This is a genomic window from Oceanospirillum maris DSM 6286 (genome assembly GCF_000422865.1).
In the GTDB taxonomy this organism is placed as follows: Bacteria; Pseudomonadota; Gammaproteobacteria; order Pseudomonadales; family Halomonadaceae; genus Oceanospirillum; species Oceanospirillum maris.
The window spans coordinates 126,282-145,731 of sequence record NZ_AUGW01000014.1 but is presented as its reverse complement, the minus strand read 5'-3'; the positions used below and the strand labels follow the sequence as shown (position 1 = coordinate 145,731).

At 44.8% G+C, this 19,450-nt stretch carries 13 protein-coding genes; 10 read left to right on the top strand and 3 right to left on the bottom strand.

All coding sequences use genetic code 11. The features are described 5' to 3' along the window. Positions 1–79: 79 nt before the first annotated feature. The 3 genes from G517_RS0106980 to G517_RS0106970 all read left to right on the top strand — a co-directional run bounded on the left by G517_RS0106980 (position 80) and on the right by G517_RS0106970 (position 4,318). Complete coding sequence (locus tag G517_RS0106980; protein ID WP_028303815.1) at positions 80–1,294, top strand: YbfB/YjiJ family MFS transporter; 1,215 nt, start codon at positions 80–82, stop codon at positions 1,292–1,294. 162 nt (positions 1,295–1,456) lie between these two features. Continuing rightward, positions 1,457–3,535 (top strand): sensor histidine kinase, encoded by a 2,079-nt coding sequence (locus G517_RS0106975; protein ID WP_084632108.1) that lies wholly within the window; start codon positions 1,457–1,459, stop codon positions 3,533–3,535. A gap of 45 nt (positions 3,536–3,580) precedes the next feature. Then, on the top strand, positions 3,581–4,318 hold the full coding sequence (locus tag G517_RS0106970) for a response regulator transcription factor (RefSeq protein ID WP_028303813.1): 738 nt from the start codon (positions 3,581–3,583) through the stop codon (positions 4,316–4,318). 34 nt (positions 4,319–4,352) lie between these two features. Here the strand turns inward: G517_RS0106970 and G517_RS0106965 are convergent, their stop codons facing one another. Next, complete coding sequence (locus G517_RS0106965) at positions 4,353–5,249, bottom strand: LysR family transcriptional regulator (RefSeq protein ID WP_036590702.1); 897 nt, start codon at positions 5,247–5,249, stop codon at positions 4,353–4,355. Between the two features lie 142 nt (positions 5,250–5,391). Here G517_RS0106965 and G517_RS0106960 point away from each other — a divergent pair, with 142 nt between their 5' ends. Together G517_RS0106960 and G517_RS18125 are read left to right on the top strand one after the other, a co-directional pair. Continuing rightward, the gene (locus G517_RS0106960) at positions 5,392–6,456 is read left to right on the top strand and encodes an NAD(P)H-dependent flavin oxidoreductase (RefSeq protein ID WP_051206183.1); all 1,065 of its coding nucleotides are present in this window, start codon (positions 5,392–5,394) and stop codon (positions 6,454–6,456) included. A 269-nt stretch (positions 6,457–6,725) separates the two neighbouring features. Further along, entirely contained in the window at positions 6,726–7,703 is a 978-nt protein-coding gene (locus G517_RS18125) for a DMT family transporter (protein WP_051206182.1), read from the top strand. Between the two features lie 90 nt (positions 7,704–7,793). Here G517_RS18125 and G517_RS0106950 read toward each other — a convergent pair whose 3' ends face one another. Then, positions 7,794–8,279 carry an Lrp/AsnC family transcriptional regulator gene (locus G517_RS0106950; RefSeq protein WP_036590699.1) on the bottom strand — a complete coding sequence of 162 codons (486 nt, stop codon included), beginning with the start codon at positions 8,277–8,279 and terminating at the stop codon, positions 7,794–7,796. Positions 8,280–8,741: 462 nt separating this feature from the next. Between G517_RS0106950 and G517_RS18120 the strand changes: the two genes are divergently transcribed. The 3 genes from G517_RS18120 (at position 8,742) to G517_RS0106935 (ending at position 11,952) form a co-directional block, all read left to right on the top strand. Then, positions 8,742–10,598 carry a putative bifunctional diguanylate cyclase/phosphodiesterase gene (locus G517_RS18120; RefSeq protein WP_051206181.1) on the top strand — a complete coding sequence of 619 codons (1,857 nt, stop codon included), beginning with the start codon at positions 8,742–8,744 and terminating at the stop codon, positions 10,596–10,598. Positions 10,599–10,793: 195 nt separating this feature from the next. Beyond that, positions 10,794–11,300, top strand: coding sequence for a hypothetical protein (locus tag G517_RS0106940; RefSeq protein WP_028303809.1), 507 nt, complete (start codon positions 10,794–10,796; stop codon positions 11,298–11,300). Between the two features lie 115 nt (positions 11,301–11,415). After that, complete coding sequence (locus tag G517_RS0106935) at positions 11,416–11,952, top strand: YaeQ family protein (RefSeq protein WP_028303808.1); 537 nt, start codon at positions 11,416–11,418, stop codon at positions 11,950–11,952. 129 nt (positions 11,953–12,081) lie between these two features. Here G517_RS0106935 and G517_RS0106930 read toward each other — a convergent pair whose 3' ends face one another. Then, the gene (locus G517_RS0106930) at positions 12,082–13,260 is read right to left on the bottom strand and encodes a pyridoxal phosphate-dependent aminotransferase (protein WP_028303807.1); all 1,179 of its coding nucleotides are present in this window, start codon (positions 13,258–13,260) and stop codon (positions 12,082–12,084) included. 204 nt (positions 13,261–13,464) lie between these two features. Here G517_RS0106930 and uvrB point away from each other — a divergent pair, with 204 nt between their 5' ends. Together uvrB and G517_RS0106920 are read left to right on the top strand one after the other, a co-directional pair. Beyond that, entirely contained in the window at positions 13,465–15,489 is a 2,025-nt protein-coding gene (gene uvrB, locus G517_RS0106925) for an excinuclease ABC subunit UvrB (RefSeq protein ID WP_028303806.1), read from the top strand. Positions 15,490–15,588: 99 nt separating this feature from the next. After that, positions 15,589–19,407, top strand: coding sequence for an ATP-binding protein (locus G517_RS0106920; RefSeq protein ID WP_028303805.1), 3,819 nt, complete (start codon positions 15,589–15,591; stop codon positions 19,405–19,407). Positions 19,408–19,450 lie beyond the last annotated feature (43 nt).

Below are 19,450 nucleotides of genomic sequence, written 5' to 3'. Positions count from 1 at the left end.
AGGGTATCAGTTTAATTCATTTCTATTGATAGTTCTTCTGGCTTATGGTGAGGCTCATAACAATAAGGAGTCTTCTATTATGGGTCAGGTGCAACGGTTTCAAGTCCTTTTGGCAGGGGTGTTTAGTCAAATTATCTGTGTTGGTATCGCACGGTTTTCATACACCCCTTTACTTCCGGTAATGCAGGAGCAAAGCTGGCTTGGAGATATTGATGGTGGCTGGTTGGCTGCCGTCAATTATGGTGGCTATATGGCGGGGGCGCTATTAGCAGCATCTTTAAGTGATTTAAAAGTAAAGGATACGCTCTATCGGGCAGGTTTAATCTTAGCGGTAGTAACAACTGTTGCGATGGGATTAACAGAGAATTTTTGGCTTTGGGCAATACTGCGTTTCTTCTCTGGCCTAAGCAGTGCCGGTTCTATGCTGATTGCATCGGGCCTGATTCTTAATTGGTTGATTCGCCACGGCCATCGAAGTGAGCTGGGTATTCATTTTGCTGGCGTTGGTCTTGGTATTATCGTCGCGGCCTTGCTGTGTGAACTAATGATGCAGTTAGGGCTAAACTGGCAGGAACAGTGGTACTGGTTTGCAATATTAGCTGCAATTTTAGCGGTTCCTGCTTGGCGCTGGCTGCCTCGCCCTGGTGTCGTTTCGGCCACTAGTGCCAGTACTTTGACGCTGCAGGATTCACCACCCACCCGTAAGTTTATGTGGCTAATGATGATGGCTTACTTTTGTGCGGGCTATGGTTATGTGATCAGTGCTACTTTTATTGTCACGATTGTCGAGCGGATTCCTCAGCTGACGGGCATGGGAGCATTGGTCTTTGCTGTGGTAGGGCTGTCTGCTGTACCTGCAGTGATGAACTGGGATCTTATTGCGCGGCGCTTAGGGTATCTTAATGCTTTGCTTTTGGCCTATGGTTTGCAGATCGCGGGGATTATTCTTCCAACTTTCTTCCAAAGTCTTGAAGTTGCTTTATTTAGCGCACTATTATTTGGCGGCACCTTTATCGGTTGTGTCAGCTTGGTGTTGACTATGGCTGGGCGCTTATATCCCTCTAAGCCGACTAAATTGATGGGTAAAATGACACTTTCTTATGGTGCAGCACAAATGATTGCGCCAGCACTAACCGGTATTATTGCGGAAAGAACCGGCCATTATGATATTGGCCTTTGGCTTGCCGGTGGTTTTGTCGCGATAGGATTTCTGTTGCTTGTTGCTTTAAAATTGACCGACCCTACGGCACAGGCACTGGATGATTCTGGCAAGGCTCAGCCTCAGCCCGCTTAGGTTATCTATTGATGAGCTGAAATTATGGCGGTTTGTGGGCGGCTGTATTTTAGTTATTCACTAGCGTGAAATCTGACGGAATCTGACGGGGAAAGCAGCAGTATAGAGTGGGCAGTCTAAACCTGATAGCATTTTGCTTCCTTTCTTTGCTAGGGTCTTACCTTGCTGCTGCGATCGAATTTTATGGTGTGTCCCCCGCATCGTTTATTGCCTAAAATGGTTTTTCTTGTCTTGCCCGTAATGGTTTTTCTGGCGCTTACTATTAGCCTTCAGCCTGGCGTGGCTTCTGCGGACCAACAGCAACCGGTTGATTCCCTAATGCCTAGTCGGCAGGCTGCACAATTTAGCTGGCTGGATAATCCCGGCACGCCTATGAATCTTCAGCAGGTAATTAACCGAGACCGGCATCAAGCTTTTGAGAGGTTGACTCAGCCCTTAGGTCGGGGCTATACCTTATCGAATAGCTGGCTTAGTTTACGCTTGAGCGCTGCGCAGTTGGCTCATTATGACTACTTATGGCTGGCACCGTCACAACTCAACGAAGTTGATGTTTACTATCAAGTAGGAACAGACCCAACTAACGCTAGTGACTATAAGATGCGGGCTCTTGGCGATCATACTCTCGCGATAGATAAACCGTTTCTACATTTTCGGATGATTTTCCCCTTAGACCTTATCGCGCCAGTATCAAGAAAGGCTGACAAGAAATACCAAGTTTATATCCGAATCCAAACGAATAGCACGCATGCGCTCAACGCTGAACTAAAGACCAATGCTGCCATGATTAATGACAGCAATCTCTATATGTTCTTTTATGCGGGTTTTGTCACGATCGCTTTTACGCTGGCGGCATTTTCGTTATTTGTAGCTTATCGTTTGAAGGACAAGGTTTACTTTTGGTACTCAGCCTACCTTTTTAGCATTATGGCGTCGGGATTACCTGTCACCGGGGTTTTCTTTGTTCTATTTACGAATGCACCAACCTTTATCTCCGATATTTTTAGCGGTGCAGGTACAGGGCTTGGTTTTTTCTGCTTTAGCACGCTGTGCAGTCATTTGTTGCTTTTGACCGATAAAGCTCGCAGTCCGCTCAAGCTATATTTGCAGTTTACGGCAACGATTGGCTTGATACAGGCGCTGGTATCTGTCTTTGATGTGTATATTTATATTTCCATACTAGCGGGTGTTAATGCTGTCGTTTTTTCACTGGTCATGCTGGTTTGTTTTGCGAAGAGAGTTCCTGCTGGGCCTGTTGCTGATCGCTTTATTTTTTCCGCGCTATTTATCACCTCAGTGGGTATTTTGATTAACTTTTTGCGATTAATGGGCTGGATTCCTGAAAATGTATACACGGTACATGCCTTTCAGATCGCGTCTGTCTTGCATATGATGTTGTTAAATCAGGCTTTTGCTGAACGGGTGCTCAATGCAGAGCAAAAAGCACTAAGAAGCGCGCAGCGCTCTGAAGAGAAAGCAAGAGAGCTTGCGTTAGGGATGACTCATGATATGCATCAAGCCCTCGATTCTGAAATGACGCTGCGACAGGAGCAAGAACGTTTTATCGACATGATTTCCCATGAGTATCGCACGCCTTTATCAATTTTAAAGACCAACTTAGAAATTCTAGAGCTTAAAGAGCGCCCCGATTGGACGGGAAGACATAATCTATACGTGATGCAGCAAGCCGCCAGTCGATTACAGGAGGTTTTTGATAAATCTATTCAAGGAGCCGACTGGAAGTTGGGTATGGAGGCCCCCCATGAAGAGATAGAACTGGTGTCATTGTTTAATCATATTATGGATGAGGCCTGTCTTATGTGGAATAAAGGCAATCTAAACTATCGTGTTTATGTTTCCTATGCTTGGTATAAGGTTTTGGATGTGGGCTTGCTTAAAACCGTTGTCTTCAATCTAGTGGATAATGCGTATAAATATAGCTCTGACCTTAATGATATTCAGGTATCTTTAATGGTCAGCCCAGACCAAAGGGCTTTAGTTTTTAAGGTCAGCAACCCGATTGTGTCTAGAAGTGGTCGAAAAGGGCGTGAATTGTTACAAAAATATATTCGTGGTGGTAATAGTGTTGGTACTAGCGGTCTTGGCATGGGACTGAGTTTGGTTGAGCAGATTATTGGACGGCTGAATGATCAGTTTGATGTAGCAGAAGAAAACGGGCGTTTTGAGGCCAGTGTTGTGTTACAGGCGGAAGCTGCACCAAAAGATTCTATACCTACTTTATAAGAATGCTTTATTAGATATCCACGTAATGATGTTGGGGTTGCAAAAATGATGACGCCAAAAGCGTTAGCTAAGCCAGTTTCAGTTGTATTAGTTGAAGATGACCAGTCTCTTCGGGATAGTCTTGTTGAATACTTAGAGCTAAAAGGACTTTGTGTTCAAGCCGTAGGTACGGCTGAAGGTTTCTATTGCTTAATGAAGCGCAATCAATTTCAGGTGGCGGTGATTGACCTGGGATTACCTGACGCCTCCGGTGAAGAGCTGGTTGATTTTTCTCGGCAAAATAGTGATATGTCCCTTATTGTTATCACGGCGAATGATGGCTTAAGTTCACGGGTCAGTTGCTATCGTTCTGGGGCCGATCTTTTTATGGCAAAACCGGTTTATGGACAAGAGCTTGCAGCGGCAATTTTTAGCTTAGCGGATAGGCAGCAAGATCGAGCCGTTGTGGATGATTCTGCACCGACAGACGGTGGCCGTTGGTTGCTTAATGGCAAAAGTTGGTTGCTTATAACACCACTGCAGACGAATGTTGAATGCACGGTGAAAGAATATCGCTTATTGGCATTGTTAGCGGAAACGCCCTCTGAACCCGTAAAAAGACCTAAATTGCTTCAGGCGCTTTATGGTCGAGATGATGATAGTGCTCAGCGGGCCTTGGATACCGTTGTGCGTCGTTTACGACAAAAAATTCAGCAGGCCACAGGGGAGGATAGCTCTCCTATTCGAACGGTTTACAGTGTGGGCTATCTTTTTGCTGATCAGATTGAGCTGTCAATGGATTAGCACGGCTATCGATAATGTTAATAAATTCCAAAGCTTATGCGATCTCTGCTTGATGCCGTATAGCTAGCGATGTGACGAGGGTTTTAATACCGTCTAGTTTGCTCGATTGATAACCTTTGCGCCAGATCAATAACGTTTTGACGGTGGCAAACTCCTTCGGTAGTTCAAAGCGTTGAATACTTGGGCCAATTAATAATACGTCCAATACTGACTCAGGGATGATCGCAATACCGGTTCCTGCGGCGACGCAGGCGGCAAGAGCGTGATAGGAACTCATCTCCATACAGTTACGGGTTCTTGCACCTTCACTGGCTAGCCAGTTCTCAAAGACTCGTCGATAAGCACAGCCTGATCTAAAGGTGATTAGATTTTCATTGAGAGCATCTTTGGGGCAGGTAAAGCCTTTACCCCGGGCGGTAATTAACAATAATTTTTCTTGGTGGGCTTCCATTGATTCAAACTCATCGGAGGTGATCGGTGCACCCACAAAGGCGGCTTCTATCTCGTAATTTTGTATTTGCTCAACAAGATTTGATGTTGTATCGGTGATTAAGTCCAACTGCACTTTTGGATGTTGTGCATGATACAACGAGAGAAGCTCGGGTAATCTTGCCGCGGCGGTACTTTCCATGGAACCTAACCGAAACAAACCTTGGACAACACCGCCTTTAAAAGCAGCTTCAGTATCTTCAGCTAACTGTAACAGCTGATCCGCATAAACCAGCAATAGCTGACCCTCCGTTGTAAGCTCTAACCGTCTATTAACGCGATTAAAGAGCGTTACATTTAAGCGTTCTTCAAGCTGCATAATACGGGTACTAATATTTGATTGAACACGATTGAGCTGTAGGGCAGCCTTGGTGACACCGCCTTCGACAGCGACCGCACGAAAGATCTCTAATGCATCTAAATCTAAATTATTAAGGGCCATCTCAATTCCAGATATAGTGTTCACAATTAATCATTTTTATTGATGATTAGGCTAGCATACTCTGTAAAGATTGGCTTGACTGACCCTTTATCGAGTTCTTTTATTTTATCTTTTCCGGTTTTGCTCTGTTTAAGGAGATCAAATGACGACGCTTTCAAATCAGTGCGCTCTTGGTGACGCACTAGGGATTCAATTGGCATTCCCTGTACTACAAGCACCAATGGCGGGTTCCCAAGGTAGCGCGCTGGCGATAGCGATTAGTGATGCCGGTGGATTAGGGGCATTGCCCTGTGCGATGTTGTCTATTGAAGTATTGGAGGCAGAATTAGAGTTAATTCGCGCTAAGCCGGATCGCCTGATCAATGTTAATTTCTTCTGCCATCAGCCGCCTATCGCTGAAAGCAAGGTCATTGAAGCTTGGCATCAAAGGCTGTCAGGCTATTTTGATGCATTCAACCTTGATGCGGCTCAGTTACCATCCGGTGCTAACCGTCAGCCCTTTAGTGCTGAGTATTTAGCGGCGATAGCCCCTTTTCAACCGGAAATCGTAAGCTTCCATTTTGGGTTACCCGAGGCGAGTTTGCTCAAACCCATCAAAGCATGGGGCGGTAAGATACTCTCCACCGCAACCACTTTAGAGGAGGGGCTTTGGTTACAAAACCAGGGAGTAGATCTTGTTATTGCCCAAGGATTAGAGGCTGGTGGGCACCGAGGACATTTCTTGACGGATGATCTAAACCTGCACCGTACAACCCGAGATCTTGTAAAGGTCTTAGTGGAAAACCTTGAGGTGCCGGTTATCGCGGCAGGAGGTATCGCAACCTCTCACGATGTGGATGAGCTATTAAGCTTGGGTGCTTTAGGTGTTCAAGTGGGTACGGCTTTTTTACTCAGTCCCGAGGCAAAGACATCAGCACTTCATCGGGCGGCATTAAAAAGTGAGCTCAACCAAAATACAGCGGTGACGAATCTATTTTCAGGCCGTCCAGCCCGAGGTATGAGAAACCGGTTTATGCTGGAGCAAGGGGATCTTGTGGCGGATGTTCCGTCTTTTCCTTTGGCATCAACAGCGGTAACCGCCCTAAGGACGGCGGCGGAGTCACAGGGCCTGCATGATTTTTCGCCGCTGTGGGCAGGTACTCGGGCGGCCTATTGCGAAGAACGCCCCGCTGCTGAAATTTTACAGGGGTTGGTCAAACGGGATTAAAGCGCTCTGTATTAAAGTATCAGGTATTAAAGTATCAGGTATTAACGCATGAAGTCGTCAGGTGAGAGGGAGTAGGCAGATAGCTGGTGTTCGTTAGGTATCTGCTCCCTTATCGATTAATGAGTGGTGTTAATATCGGTTTTTTGGTTATTTTTTAGTGATTGATGCTAAAAGCGAATGATTTATCATGGTTTTCAATCACTCTTTTCTGCTGAGTTTGACCACAATAGAGCTTCTATAAAAACAACCATAATTGTTTAGGAAGCTTAATGATGCGTGCGGATTCAGTCAGTTCAGCCCACTTTTCATCCTCTACGGCCCCAAAGAAAAATCTTTTGCAGGTTAAAGACCTTGATATACCGGCTGCGCAAAAAATAGGCGGTGTGGTGGCGGCGCTCATGATGGTCGTTGTGTGGTCAGGGTATTTTCTCTCGCTGCGTATGGGGGCGGTATCGGCCATAACGACCTTTGAAATAGCAGTACTACGCTTCTGTATTCCTGGTTTTTTGCTATTACCTGTTTTTATTCATCATAGACAGCAGATTTTTCAGGTACCCAAGCTCTACCTTGCAGGGCTGTTTGTGGGTGGGGGATTACCCTTCTTTTGGCTCGGTGCCGTAGGAATGCAGATGGGGCAGGTGGCAGAAGGCAGTACTCTAATACCCGGTGTTGCCCCTTTATTTGTCACCGGCATCGCCGTGGTTATTTTTAATCAACCTTTATCCCGCTTGCGACTGCTTGGTTTAAGTCTGATCTTTGTTGGTGTTGTTGCCTTTGTGGCGAATTCGATCTCGGGTAACTCCCATGTAGGGGCTATTGTTTGCTTCTTAAGTGCGAGTTTCTTCTGGGCGCTGTTTGCCTTGTCGATTCGGCAGTCAGGGTTGTCGCCGCTAGTGGCGGCATCTGTTGTTACCGTACCAACGGGCTGCCTATTGTTATTGAGTGGTTTGGTGCTACAGCCAGAGTTAGGCTGGCAACAGCTGCCGATGCAGGCTTTATTCGGGCAGGTTTTTGCTCAAGGGATTGGTGCAGGTTTAGCATCGGGTTTGCTGTTTGCTTACGCCATTAGTCGACTGGGGGCAGAGGTTACATCGGCTATTGGTTCATTAACCCCAGTTGGTGCGTCGCTGATTGCTTTTTTATGGTTAGGGGAACAGGTTACTTCTGTGGTGCTAATCGGAATCGCATTAATCAGTGTCGGTGTAATTTTTGCCAGTGGGTTGATCAAACGTAACGGAGCCAAATAAAGCCCTATATCAGCAATTTGACCGCTTGAAAGCAGGCGGTCAATGATGCTGAGGGCGTTTTAGAGGATAGTAAGGACTTTACCAAGGGCGTTAACTAAGATGCTGTAATGGTAGCTCTGTTTTTGATTTTACCTGCCTAAGTACAAAGCTTGTACGTATGCTGGTAACGCCTTCAATACGATTAAGCTCTTTTAGTAAAAAGTGCTCATAGTAAGCCATATCGGGCATTACGACTTTTAGCATAAAGTCTGCGTCGCTGCCGGTGATTAAAGCGCACTCTAATACTTCATCGTAGTTAAGAATCTTGCGTTCAAAGTTTTCGAGACGTTCTGGTATCTGGCACTCTAAACACACCTGTATATAAATCGTCAGATCAAGCCCTAAAGCACTTTGGTCAAGCAAGGTGACGCGGCGACTGATGATCCCTGCATCTTCTAAAAGCTTAACGCGCCTTGCACAAGGCGAAGGGGACAGACCTACCTGTCCGGACAATTCAATATTACTAATATCAGCGTTCTTTTGTAATGCCGCCAGAATACGGCGATCAATGCGATCAAAATTTTTGTGTTTATACATAAGGATTCATTATTGTTTTGTTGTTATTCGTTTGGTTTAGGCTGTCGATGTCTTCGTTAACTGATCATATTCTACAGGTTTAATGACTTTGCTACAGGCGTAAAAGCGCTATTCTATCGAATGATATTGAGCTGTATCATCAAGCGACTCGACATACCCTGTTTAAGAGATTCGAGCTTTGAAAGTTGATTACGGACAAGGCTATTATTTGGGTCGCCCTAGCCCCCGATTTTTGACTAAGGAGTGCATAAATACAGTGGCAGATCTTTAGATAATAGATTTTTTCTACTGGTTGGTAGGGTGATATTATATTTAAGTTGGAGAGGCTGTTAGATAACTGTTTTTTCTACAGATTAGGGCGTACAATATTTTTCACTTATTGATGCATAATAAAGCATTCTTATTGATCTGCTTGTGATGATGGATGTTATTTTGTGCAAGATTATTTAAGAGGGAGTAATAATGAATGCCGACATCCCTTCCGCAGGTGATCTTGTGATGGATTTTAGCAGACTAAGTCGAGATGACTTAGAACAACAATTAGGCAACTATGTTCGCGAAGCCGACAGAATTCGCAAACATTTAAAAAGTGAAGTAAGACGCCACAGAGATACATCGGCTCAATTGAGCTTGATTAGTCGAGTCGTTGAGCACGCTCACTTTGCGGTGATGATTACTGATGCTGATCAGAAGTTGGTGTATATCAATGAAGCCTATACCCGGTTGACTGGGTTGTGTGCTGCGGATGTCCTTGGCCGTACGCCAAAGGTGAATCAGTCAGGTCGCCATAGTCAGTCTTTTTATCAGCAGTTGTGGAAAGAGCTTCAAAGTAATGGCGTTTGGCGTGGAGAGGTTTGGGATCGACATCCCGACGGCAGCTTCTTTATGAAATACCTTTCTGTTGAAGTAGTCAAAAATGATCAAGGCGAGATTACCCATTACTTTGCGATCTTTAGTGATCTTTCCGAGCAAAAGCGCACAGAAGAAGAGCTTGAGCGCCTAACCCACTATGATCCTTTAACGGAGTTACCCAACCGTATTTTGTTTCGTAATCGGCTGGGACATGAGTTTAATATTTCTAATCGCCACAACTCCAGAACGGGCTTGCTGGTTCTCAATCTTGACCGCTTCCGCATGATTAACGATGCCTTTGGCTTTGCTATTGGTGATGATTTATTAGTTCAGGTTGCGGAGCGTTTGAGTGGGCGTGTGCGCTCTACGGATCTTTTGGCCCGTAAAGAAGAGCGTTCAGAGCGTGATTCAGATCTTATTTCACGGATTGGCGGTGATGATTTTAGCTTTATTCTGAGCGAATTAAGAGCACCTGAAGATGCCAATGTTGTAGCGAGACGCTTACTCGGTGTCTTTGAACTCCCTTTTGATGCTGGCGGTGAGGAAATATTTCTTTCTGGCAGTGTTGGCATTGCGGTATACCCTGATAACGCCAAAAATGAAGACGAGTTGATGCGTTGTGCAGAAGCGGCTCTTGATCTTGTTAAAGCAGAGGGTAAAGGAGGCTATCGGTTCTTTTCTGAGGAGTTGAATCGAAGCAGTGCTGAGCGTGTTCGACTAGAGGCTAAGCTCCATCGGGCTGTTGCAGGGCAGGAATTTATCCTGTACTACCAGCCTAAGCTAGATTTCAGTACCAATACGATCACCGGTATGGAGGCCTTGTTACGTTGGCCTCAAGCTGATGGTTCTATGATCCCACCGGCTAGCTTTATTCCACTGACAGAAGACACTGGCTTGATTAACCCTATTGGTCGCTGGATTATTCAGCAGGCGATGGAAGATACGTGCAAGATCAATCAAGTAACGGGCAAACGTTTACAGGTCGCAATCAACCTGTCTGTACGGCAGTTTCTTAGCCCCGGTGTTGTTGGGGTTATCCGGGAGGCGCTGCAGGCAACCGGTATCAACCCTGAGCTGGTAGAGTTTGAAATCACGGAAAGCATGTTAATTGATAAAGTTGAAGATGCTCGTCAATCAATGAATAACTTACGTGAGTTAGGCGTGCAGTTAGCTATTGATGATTTTGGTACGGGATACTCGTCACTGTCTTACTTGAAAGAATTCCCTGTTAATACTATGAAAATTGACCGTTCTTTTATTACCCCGTTACAGAATGGCCCGCAGGGTGCTGCTATTGTTGGCGCTTTGGTTTTATTGGGTAAAGCAATGGGGTTAACCGTTGTTGCAGAAGGTATTGAAAATAAAGAGCAGCTTGATCTTTTAGCTGACTCGGGTTGTGACCTTGGCCAAGGTTTTTATATTGATCGCCCCATGCCTATTGCTGACCTTATTGACAAGCTGAGCTAGAGCTTGCCCTCTTTCAGATCTCTTTTTCTATCCTCTAACGAGGATAGTTTTTTGTAGGTTGTAGGTTTATAGAAAGTATTTTAAGTAGTTGATCTGTACGTTATTAATGTCTTCACTCCCGCATTTATAATGTATAGAATCCGTCCGTATTTTTAAGGTCATGCTAAATTAAGTTGTTACAGAGGAATGTGTAGAATGAAGGAATATATTGGTTTGGGCATTATTGCTTTTTCGCTGATTTTTGCAGTGAGTGCTGTATTTATGGCTTGGCGATTGAAGCAACGACTGGATGCCGCCAATTCTAAAGTTGCTTTAGAAAAGACGCGTCGTGAAGAGCGTCGCAAAACATATCAAGAAGTAGTGACGCTGTTAGAAAACGCCATCTCATCTATTACCAAAGGAAGTGACTATCAATTTGATAATCTCTTCAATGAACTGTCACCAAAGCTACACCTGCATGCCTCTGAAGATATTAATTCCAGTTTCGTTGAAGTTTGTTTGCTTATCGAAAACTGGACGGCGATGAAAGATGATGTCAAAAAAACTGAGAAAGAACTGAGACGACACCCTGATCAGGAGCTTATTTTATCCCAACGATTAGATGAGCAAAGAAAACAAGCAGAGGATGCTTACCATCTGTTTAAGCATAAGTTTAGCAAGCTGGGCGCTATGATGCGTAAAGAGATGGGCGAAACGCTTTAAGCTCTTGCTTATAAAGACTTTTGCTCAGTTCCTCAAAAAATGGTTGTGGCTTGAGATTAAGCCCTTATCACCGTATATTCCGCATCATTCTATTTACTCTAATTAAGGATGCCAAATGGCTCTGAAATCAACCGTTTATAAAGCGACGGTGAATCTTGCGGATATGGACCGAGGTGTCTACCTTGATGAATCTTTGACATTGGCACAGCACCCTTCCGAAACTGATGAGCGCATGATGCTGCGTATTTTGGTTTGGGCGTTAAATGCGGTGGAAGGATTAGAGTTTACCAAAGGTCTCTGTGCTGATGATGAGCCAGAGATTTGGAAGAAAAATTACTCTGATGAAATAGAAACGTGGATCGAGCTGGGCTGCCCTGATGAAAAATGGCTGCGTAAAGCGGCATCACGTTCTAAAGAAGTGATCTTATATACCTATGGTGATAATGCGGCCTCTATCTGGTGGCAGCAAACTAAGGCTAAGCTAGTACGTTTTGAACATTTGAGTGTGTGGTTCATCCCTGAACATGTTATTGATCAGTTAGCGAAGATGATTGCTCGAACGATGCAAATACAGGTAACCATTCAGGATGGTACAGCATGGCTGACTTGTGGTGATCAAAGTGTTGAGGTACGCCCGGAAAAATGGAAATAATGGTTGGTGAAAAATAAAGGCCGTTTAATACCGTTATTTGTATTTACTTGATTGCTGCAAAACGTAAAAAGCTCCGATTTTAATCGGAGCTTTTTATTGGCTATTAATTGAGCTAGATCGTTATATTGCTTAGCTCAACTCTTTCGCCAAACGTTCCATTGCCGACTCTAGGTTTGCATTGCTCGTGGCAAAAGATATGCGCATACAGCCTGCTGTGCCAAATGCAGAACCAGGCACAAGGGCAACCCCTGTTTTTTCCAGTATCGCTTCAGCAAAGTTAACATCGCTGTCTGAGCCGTAAGCTTTAATCGCCTCAGAGAAGTCAGCAAAGGCGTAGAAAGTACCGTTGCCTGCTAAGCAGTTTACACCGGGGATCGCATTCAGCTTTTCAACCACAAAATCATGGCGCTGCTTGAAAGACACCAGCATCTCAGCAATACACTCCTGAGGGCCATTAAGGGCGGCCTCCGCTGCATACTGAGAGATAGACGCAGGGTTTGATGTGCTCTGCGACTGAATTTTTTTCATCGCACCGATCACTTTTGCAGGGCCTGCCGCATAACCAATACGCCAGCCTGTCATGCTGTAGGCTTTAGAGACACCGTTTAGTACAAAGGTACGGTCATAAAGTTCAGGGGTGGCATTTAGGATATTGCAGAACTCTTGATCCCACAGAATGTGCTCGTACATATCATCTGTAGCAATCATCACATGGGGGTGCTTCTTCAGCACTTCGCCAAGTGCTTTTAGCTCATCCAAGGTGTAAGCCATACCGCTTGGATTGGATGGGCTGTTGATCACAAACAGTTTGGTGCGAGGTGTGATCGCCGCTTCTAGCTGATCAGCGGTGATCTTAAAGCGGTCAGCCGCTTTTGTTTCGATGATAACCGGTGTGCCTTCCGCTACAAGCACCATATCAGGGTAAGAGACCCAATAAGGCGCGGGAATGATCACTTCGTCACCCGCGTTAAGCAGGGCTAAAGACAGATTAAAGAAACTTTGTTTGCCACCCGACGAAACCAGAATCTGATTGGGCTCGTATTTAAGACCATTGTCGCGGTCAAACTTCGCTATAATAGCTTTCTTTAAGCTTGGCGTACCATCAACAGCGGTATATTTGGTGAGACCTTGGTTGATGGCATCAATAGCAGCGTCTTTAATATGTTGCGGGGTGTCAAAATCCGGCTCGCCAGCACCAAGACCAATAATGTCCTTGCCAGTTGCACGAAGTTCCGCTGCACGGTTAGTGACCGCTAGAGTCGGGGAAGGTTTAATTGACTGTACGCGATCTGACAGTTGTACGTCCAAGCTGATATCCTCAATTTATTTTCAGTCAGAAAATAGGCGTTATGCAGGCAAATCATACAGGAGATACCGGCCTTTCGTGAAGGGGAAATACCGTAAAAAAAAGTATAGAAAGTCCGGTCAAAACCTACGTTTGCGTTGAGTCAAATGAATTTAGCAGAGTTTGCTAATTTTAAAAGTTTTATTGAAATATAAGCCTGAGAAAACATGGAATCGCAGAAGAAATTTAAGCTTAGCTCTCGATTTAAACCTGCTGGAGATCAGCCACAGGCGATTAATGCACTGTGCGCAGGTCTGGATAGCGGTTTAATGCATCAGACATTACTGGGAGTTACGGGGTCAGGTAAGACGTTTACCATGGCCAATATTGTTGAACGTACCCAACGCCCGACCATTGTTTTAGTTCATAATAAAACATTGGCCGCCCAACTGTATGGTGAGTTTAAAGACTTCTTCCCAGAAAACTCGGTCGAGTATTTTGTCTCTTACTATGATTACTATCAGCCAGAAGCTTATGTGCCTGCCTCGGATACTTTTATTGATAAAGATGCCTCCATCAATGAGCATATTGAGCAGATGAGGCTGTCGGCCACTAAAGCGCTGTTGGAACGTAAAGACAGTTTAATTGTTGCAACGGTTTCGGCTATTTATGGTCTCGGTGATCCCAAGTCTTATCATAAAATGGTACTGCATATTAATCGAGGCGAGCGCATCGATCAGCGTCAAATGCTCCGTCGATTGGCAGAGTTGCAATATACGCGCAATGACCTTGATTTTCGTCGAGCAACTTACCGTGTTCGTGGTGATGTTATTGATATTTTCCCAGCGGAATCGGAGCAAGAAGCGGTGCGGGTTGAGTTGTTTGATGATGAAATAGACAGCATCTCTATTTTTGACCCCTTGACTGGCGAGCAACTGCGCAAACTACCCAGAATCACCATCTATCCGAAAAGCCACTATGTGACGCCCCGTGAAACGGTTATTGCAGCGACCGAGCATATAAAAGATGAGCTGCGGGAGCGCGTGGACTGGTTTCGTGAGCATGACAAGCTGGTGGAGGCTCAGCGTATTGAGCAACGGACACTTTATGATATTGAAATGATGCTTGAGCTGGGCTACTGCAACGGTATTGAAAACTACTCTCGATATCTTTCAGGTCGTGATTCGGGTAATGCTCCGCCAACATTTTTCGATTATTTACCGGATAATGCACTACTGTTTATTGATGAATCCCATGTAACGGTTCCTCAATTAGGCGCGATGTATCGTGGAGATCGTTCACGTAAAGAGACCTTGGTGCAGTATGGTTTTCGGTTGCCTTCAGCATTAGATAACCGCCCTATGAAATTTGAAGAGTGGGAGCAGATATCCCCTCAGATGATTTTTGTTTCGGCAACGCCCAGCCATTATGAAGCGGAGCATCAAGGGCAGGTTGTTGAGCAAGTTGTCCGTCCTACAGGTTTGCTTGACCCTATCATTGAGGTGCGGCCCGCTACCAATCAGGTTGATGATCTGATCTCTGAGATCAATTTGCGGGTGGCCGATGGTGACCGTGTTTTAGTGACAACGCTCACAAAGCGAATGTCCGAAGATTTGACCGATTATCTTGCAGAACATGGTATTAAAGTACGCTATTTACACTCGGATATTGATACGGTTGAGCGTGTAGAAATTATTCGTGATCTTCGTCTCGGCGAATTTGATGTGTTAGTGGGTATTAACTTACTGCGAGAAGGCTTGGATATGCCTGAGGTCTCTTTAGTTGCTATTTTAGATGCCGACAAAGAAGGTTTCTTACGCTCCGAACGGTCTTTGATTCAGACCATTGGTCGTGCTGCTCGTAACGCCAAAGGTAAAGCTATTCTTTACGGCGACCGTATTACAGGCTCCATGCAAAAAGCGATTGATGAAACAAAGCGCCGTCGAGAAAGACAAACCGCCGCGAATGAAGCCGCTGGTATTACACCGCAAACGGTGATGAAAAATGTTGCTGATATTATGGAAGGTGCTCGTATACCTGGCAAAAAAATCAGTAACAAAGGTGGGCGAAAAGTAGCAGAAACCTTGGGTGAGTATGAGGTTGATCCTAGCCTGATGAAACCTAGTGAGTTACTTAAAAGTATCAGTAAACTGGAAGACAAAATGTATGAAGCGTCTAAAAATTTGGAGTTTGAACAGGCTGCTAAAATAAGAGATGAAATTCAACGACTTAATAGCCATCTGCTAAAATAGAACGCTTGATAACATGACAAATGAAGACAGATGATATTAATTGTTTCTGCGCCCCTTGGGGGGGAATCCAAGTGAGTGAGTACCTATTGGATGCTTTTTATGGACAATAAAACACAATGGATCCTCTCTGCTGTGGCTTCTTTGGTGTTGCTGATTTGTTTGATTAGCTTTTATCAATTGCAGCAGCAACAGGTAGACAACCGTCGAATTGTCCTTCAGCATAAGCTAGATGCCAGTGAGCGCCTCTTTACTCAGTGGTTTCAACGGCATAAGAGTAAGTTGAATATTTGGGCACATTACCCCGATGTGATTCAAGCCTCTGAGACGCTCTCCAGCGTCTCTAGTGCCAGAGAAGCGCTGGCGGCTCATCCTGTGCAAGTAACCTTGCGTCGCTTTTTCTCGCCTTTACTTAAAACCACTCAAATTGACAACTACATGTTAGTTGATAGCCGCGGACAGATTCGAGCTTCATCGGATAGCCGTTTAATTGGTCAGTTATCGCCTATCGCTGAATACCCTGCCCTATTTGCCCCGTTATGGGAGGGACAGAACCAATGGCTACTCCCTTATCCCAGTGCTTACACCGTTTCTGATGAAAATGGTGTTTACCGTAAAGCACAATCGATGCTATTGATGGCCACTCCAATCTCCCATAAGGGAGACATTAAAGGTGCTTTGATTTTCACGGTTAATATGCGCCGTGAACTGCATCATTTACTAGGAAATGTCATTAGCTCACCAAATGAGCTGCTGCAGGTCACCTCAAAAAGCATCCCTTTGGTGCAACTAGGTGCTTCAGCGATTAATACGGACTTTTTTGGAACGCTTGCGGTAGAAAAAAAACACCGGCAACTGCCTGTTTATATTACGTTTGGTCAGGTTTTCCCCATATCCGAAGCGCTGGCTACTCAGCAATATATTCTCTTAAGTGTGGGTAGCCTTTCGCTATTGGCTTTGGTTGGTTTGATGATTTTCAGACTTAGAGGTAAAAGCCAAAAAACCAAGCCTAGCGCCCAGCCGCGATTGATTTTTGAGCGAGAGGGTGAGGGGCTTATTCAGTTCTCAGAATCAGGGCAGGTGATCAATTTTAATATCCAGGCGGGAAGGCTTATCGCCGGTAATCATGAAGTAACGACTGATGTACTTCATCGACTCATAACGGAGTGTGCGTTAGGTTTACATGGTGATTCTGGTAAACCCTTTGGCGATCTAAACCTGCTTTTGAATGGGAATAATGATCAGGTACTTTATGCTTGGTGGTCAGGTGCGGGTATTAAGCGGCTGTTAGCTTTTAATAGAGAAAGCAGCCTGTACGATACGAAGGTTGTTGTTAGTGTTAAAGATGTTACTCAAAGCCGCCAAGACTTTTTACGGCTACAACGCCAAAGTAAGGCGCTTAATGATACAACGGAGCTTGTTCTTTGGGTTTCACAGGAGGGTGGTATATCCGGTGGTAATGATACTGCCCTTGACGTGCTAGGTTACTCAGAGCAAGAGTTACAGAGTATGGCTATTAGCGATATTGACACCACAATTAACGAGGAAAGCTGGATTCTGATCTGGCGACGAGTACGTCGTGGTGAAGTGATCAGCCATGAAGCCAATATACTGCGAAGAAGTGGCTCGACCTTTCCTGCGGAAACGCAAATGCACTTTTATGCAGATGGCTTTCAAACGTTTGTCTGCTTATTTATACGGGATACCTCTAAGCGTAAGCGCCTTGAAGCGGATGTACATCGGCACAGGATGCGCTTGGCCGAAAAACTTTCGGTGACTTCCCAAGAGCTTGAAGTACGTGAGGCGGAAAATGATGCTTTGATCGAGTCGTTACCTGATTTGTTAATTGTTTTTAATTCTCGGTTTGAAGTCTTAAATTATCAGCAGCCTAAGGGTGAACCGCTCTCTTTCAAGGTATTCAATGGACAGTCTTTATTTTCGCTATTTCCTGGGCTTAGCATCCCTGTTTTGACATCGTTACTTGTCGAGCCTGTTTATACTGAGCTGGCGCGTTATTTCACAGAAATTACCCGTGAAAATGGAAGCCAGCTTCAAATATTAGAGCTACGGTTTGCAAGAACAGGCACGCATAAAATCCTACTCTTGGTTCGTGATATTACCGAGCGTAAACGGGAAGAGTACTTTCGTCAGTTTAATAACCGGCTCTTAGTCAGTATCTCTGATATGCAGACTCGCTTTATCTGTAATCGTGATAAACGGCCTGATGTTGCGTCGCAATTAAAAGCACTTGTCCACCTTGCTCAGGCAGAAAAAGGCTACTATTGGCTCTCTACACCATTGCAGCAAAAGCTGGGGTGTACGGCTACGGGGGTTTTCCAACCCAGCTCCTTTTTTATAAGTGAAAGCGATGATCAGGCGATTCAAGAACGTATTTATCAAACGACTACTTATTGGGAAGCTTCTATTGAGCCACCTAGGCCGATACTTATATCATTTAAGGATATTGTGTTTGATAAAAAGCAGCCTGAAACAGCGCACCAAGGACTGTTAACGTTACCCATCGTATCCGGTGATAGCACCGTTATGTGCTACTCACTTATTCTGGATGATTATCGGCACTGGGCCTCTGAGACCGGCTTGTTCGAGCCTTGGCTTGCAACTTGTGCGGCACTATTGGCAGGCTACGAATCTGAGAATGAGCGTTTATGGGCTGAAGAAAATGTTAAATTAGAAAAAGAGCGCGCAGAGAGTGCGAGTCAAGCTAAGACTCAGTTTTTATCGCGTATGAGTCATGAATTTAGAACACCGCTCAATGCGATTCTAGGTTTTGGCCAACTACTGCAGTTGGAAGATGGTTTGTTAGAAGAGCATGCCGAGCATGTTAATCAGATTGTGGCTTCTGGGGAATCTATGTTGGCGCTGGTCGATGATGTGCTTGATTTAGCGCAGCTTGAAAGGCAAGAGTTTAGCGTCAGCTTGGTCTGTCTCAGCCTAACCGATATTTTTACTGCCTGCGTATCGGATATTATTGATGCTATCGAGCAAGCAGATCTTAAGTTTGAAACAGATCTACCCAATGAAGATTATTATATTCAAGCGGATGAACGGCGATTAAAGCAGGTCATTATGTCGCTGTTAAATAACGCGATTCGTTATACACCTGCTGGCGGTACCATTTCAGTAAAACACCTCTGTCGTGGTGACTATTGTGAACTTTCGGTAAAAGATACAGGTAAAGGTATTTCAAAAGACTTTATTAAAAAAATATTTGTCCCGTTTGAAGCTGCAGAGGGTTATATCAATGCTCAAGGAATGGGCAATGGCCTTGCTGTTGCTCGGCATGTTATTGAAGCGATGGGCGGCCATATCGAGGTTGAATCCGAGTTAGGTCTGGGGAGTTGCTTTACATTAAAACTACCCTGCCATTTGAACGCGGCACAAGCTTGCTTGCCGGAATATCATAATAGTGACACAGATCGCATCAGTGCCCGTTCTAATGACGGTGCTCTTGATGAGCAAGAGTCTAGTGATTCAGATATTAGCCTTAAGGGGTCATTGCGCGAACAGGCGGCAGATGCGTTACACTCCGAGCATTTTCGCGTTTTATATATCGAAGATGATGATACTAACCGTAAAGTGCTGAGTAAGTTGTTGCACTATCTTGATTCTGATATCGATTTTTTAGGCGCAGAAAGTGCAGAAGATGGTATCGCTCTTTATCTAGAATCCGCCCCTGACCTGCTGTTTGTTGATATGAACTTAGGTGCGGTATCGGGTAGCGATGTTTTGAAAACGATACGTGGGTATCCTGAAGGGCGTGAACTACCGATTATTGCAGTAAGTGGGGATGTTGGTGTGGAGTTAATTGATCAGGCCCTAGATTTGGGTTTTGATGATTACTTATGCAAGCCGATCTCATTAGAGCTATTAACGTCTGTGGTTATGCGTTACAGAAGCTAAGCCGGTCTTTTGGCATAAAGCCTTATCATATTGCTCGAGACTT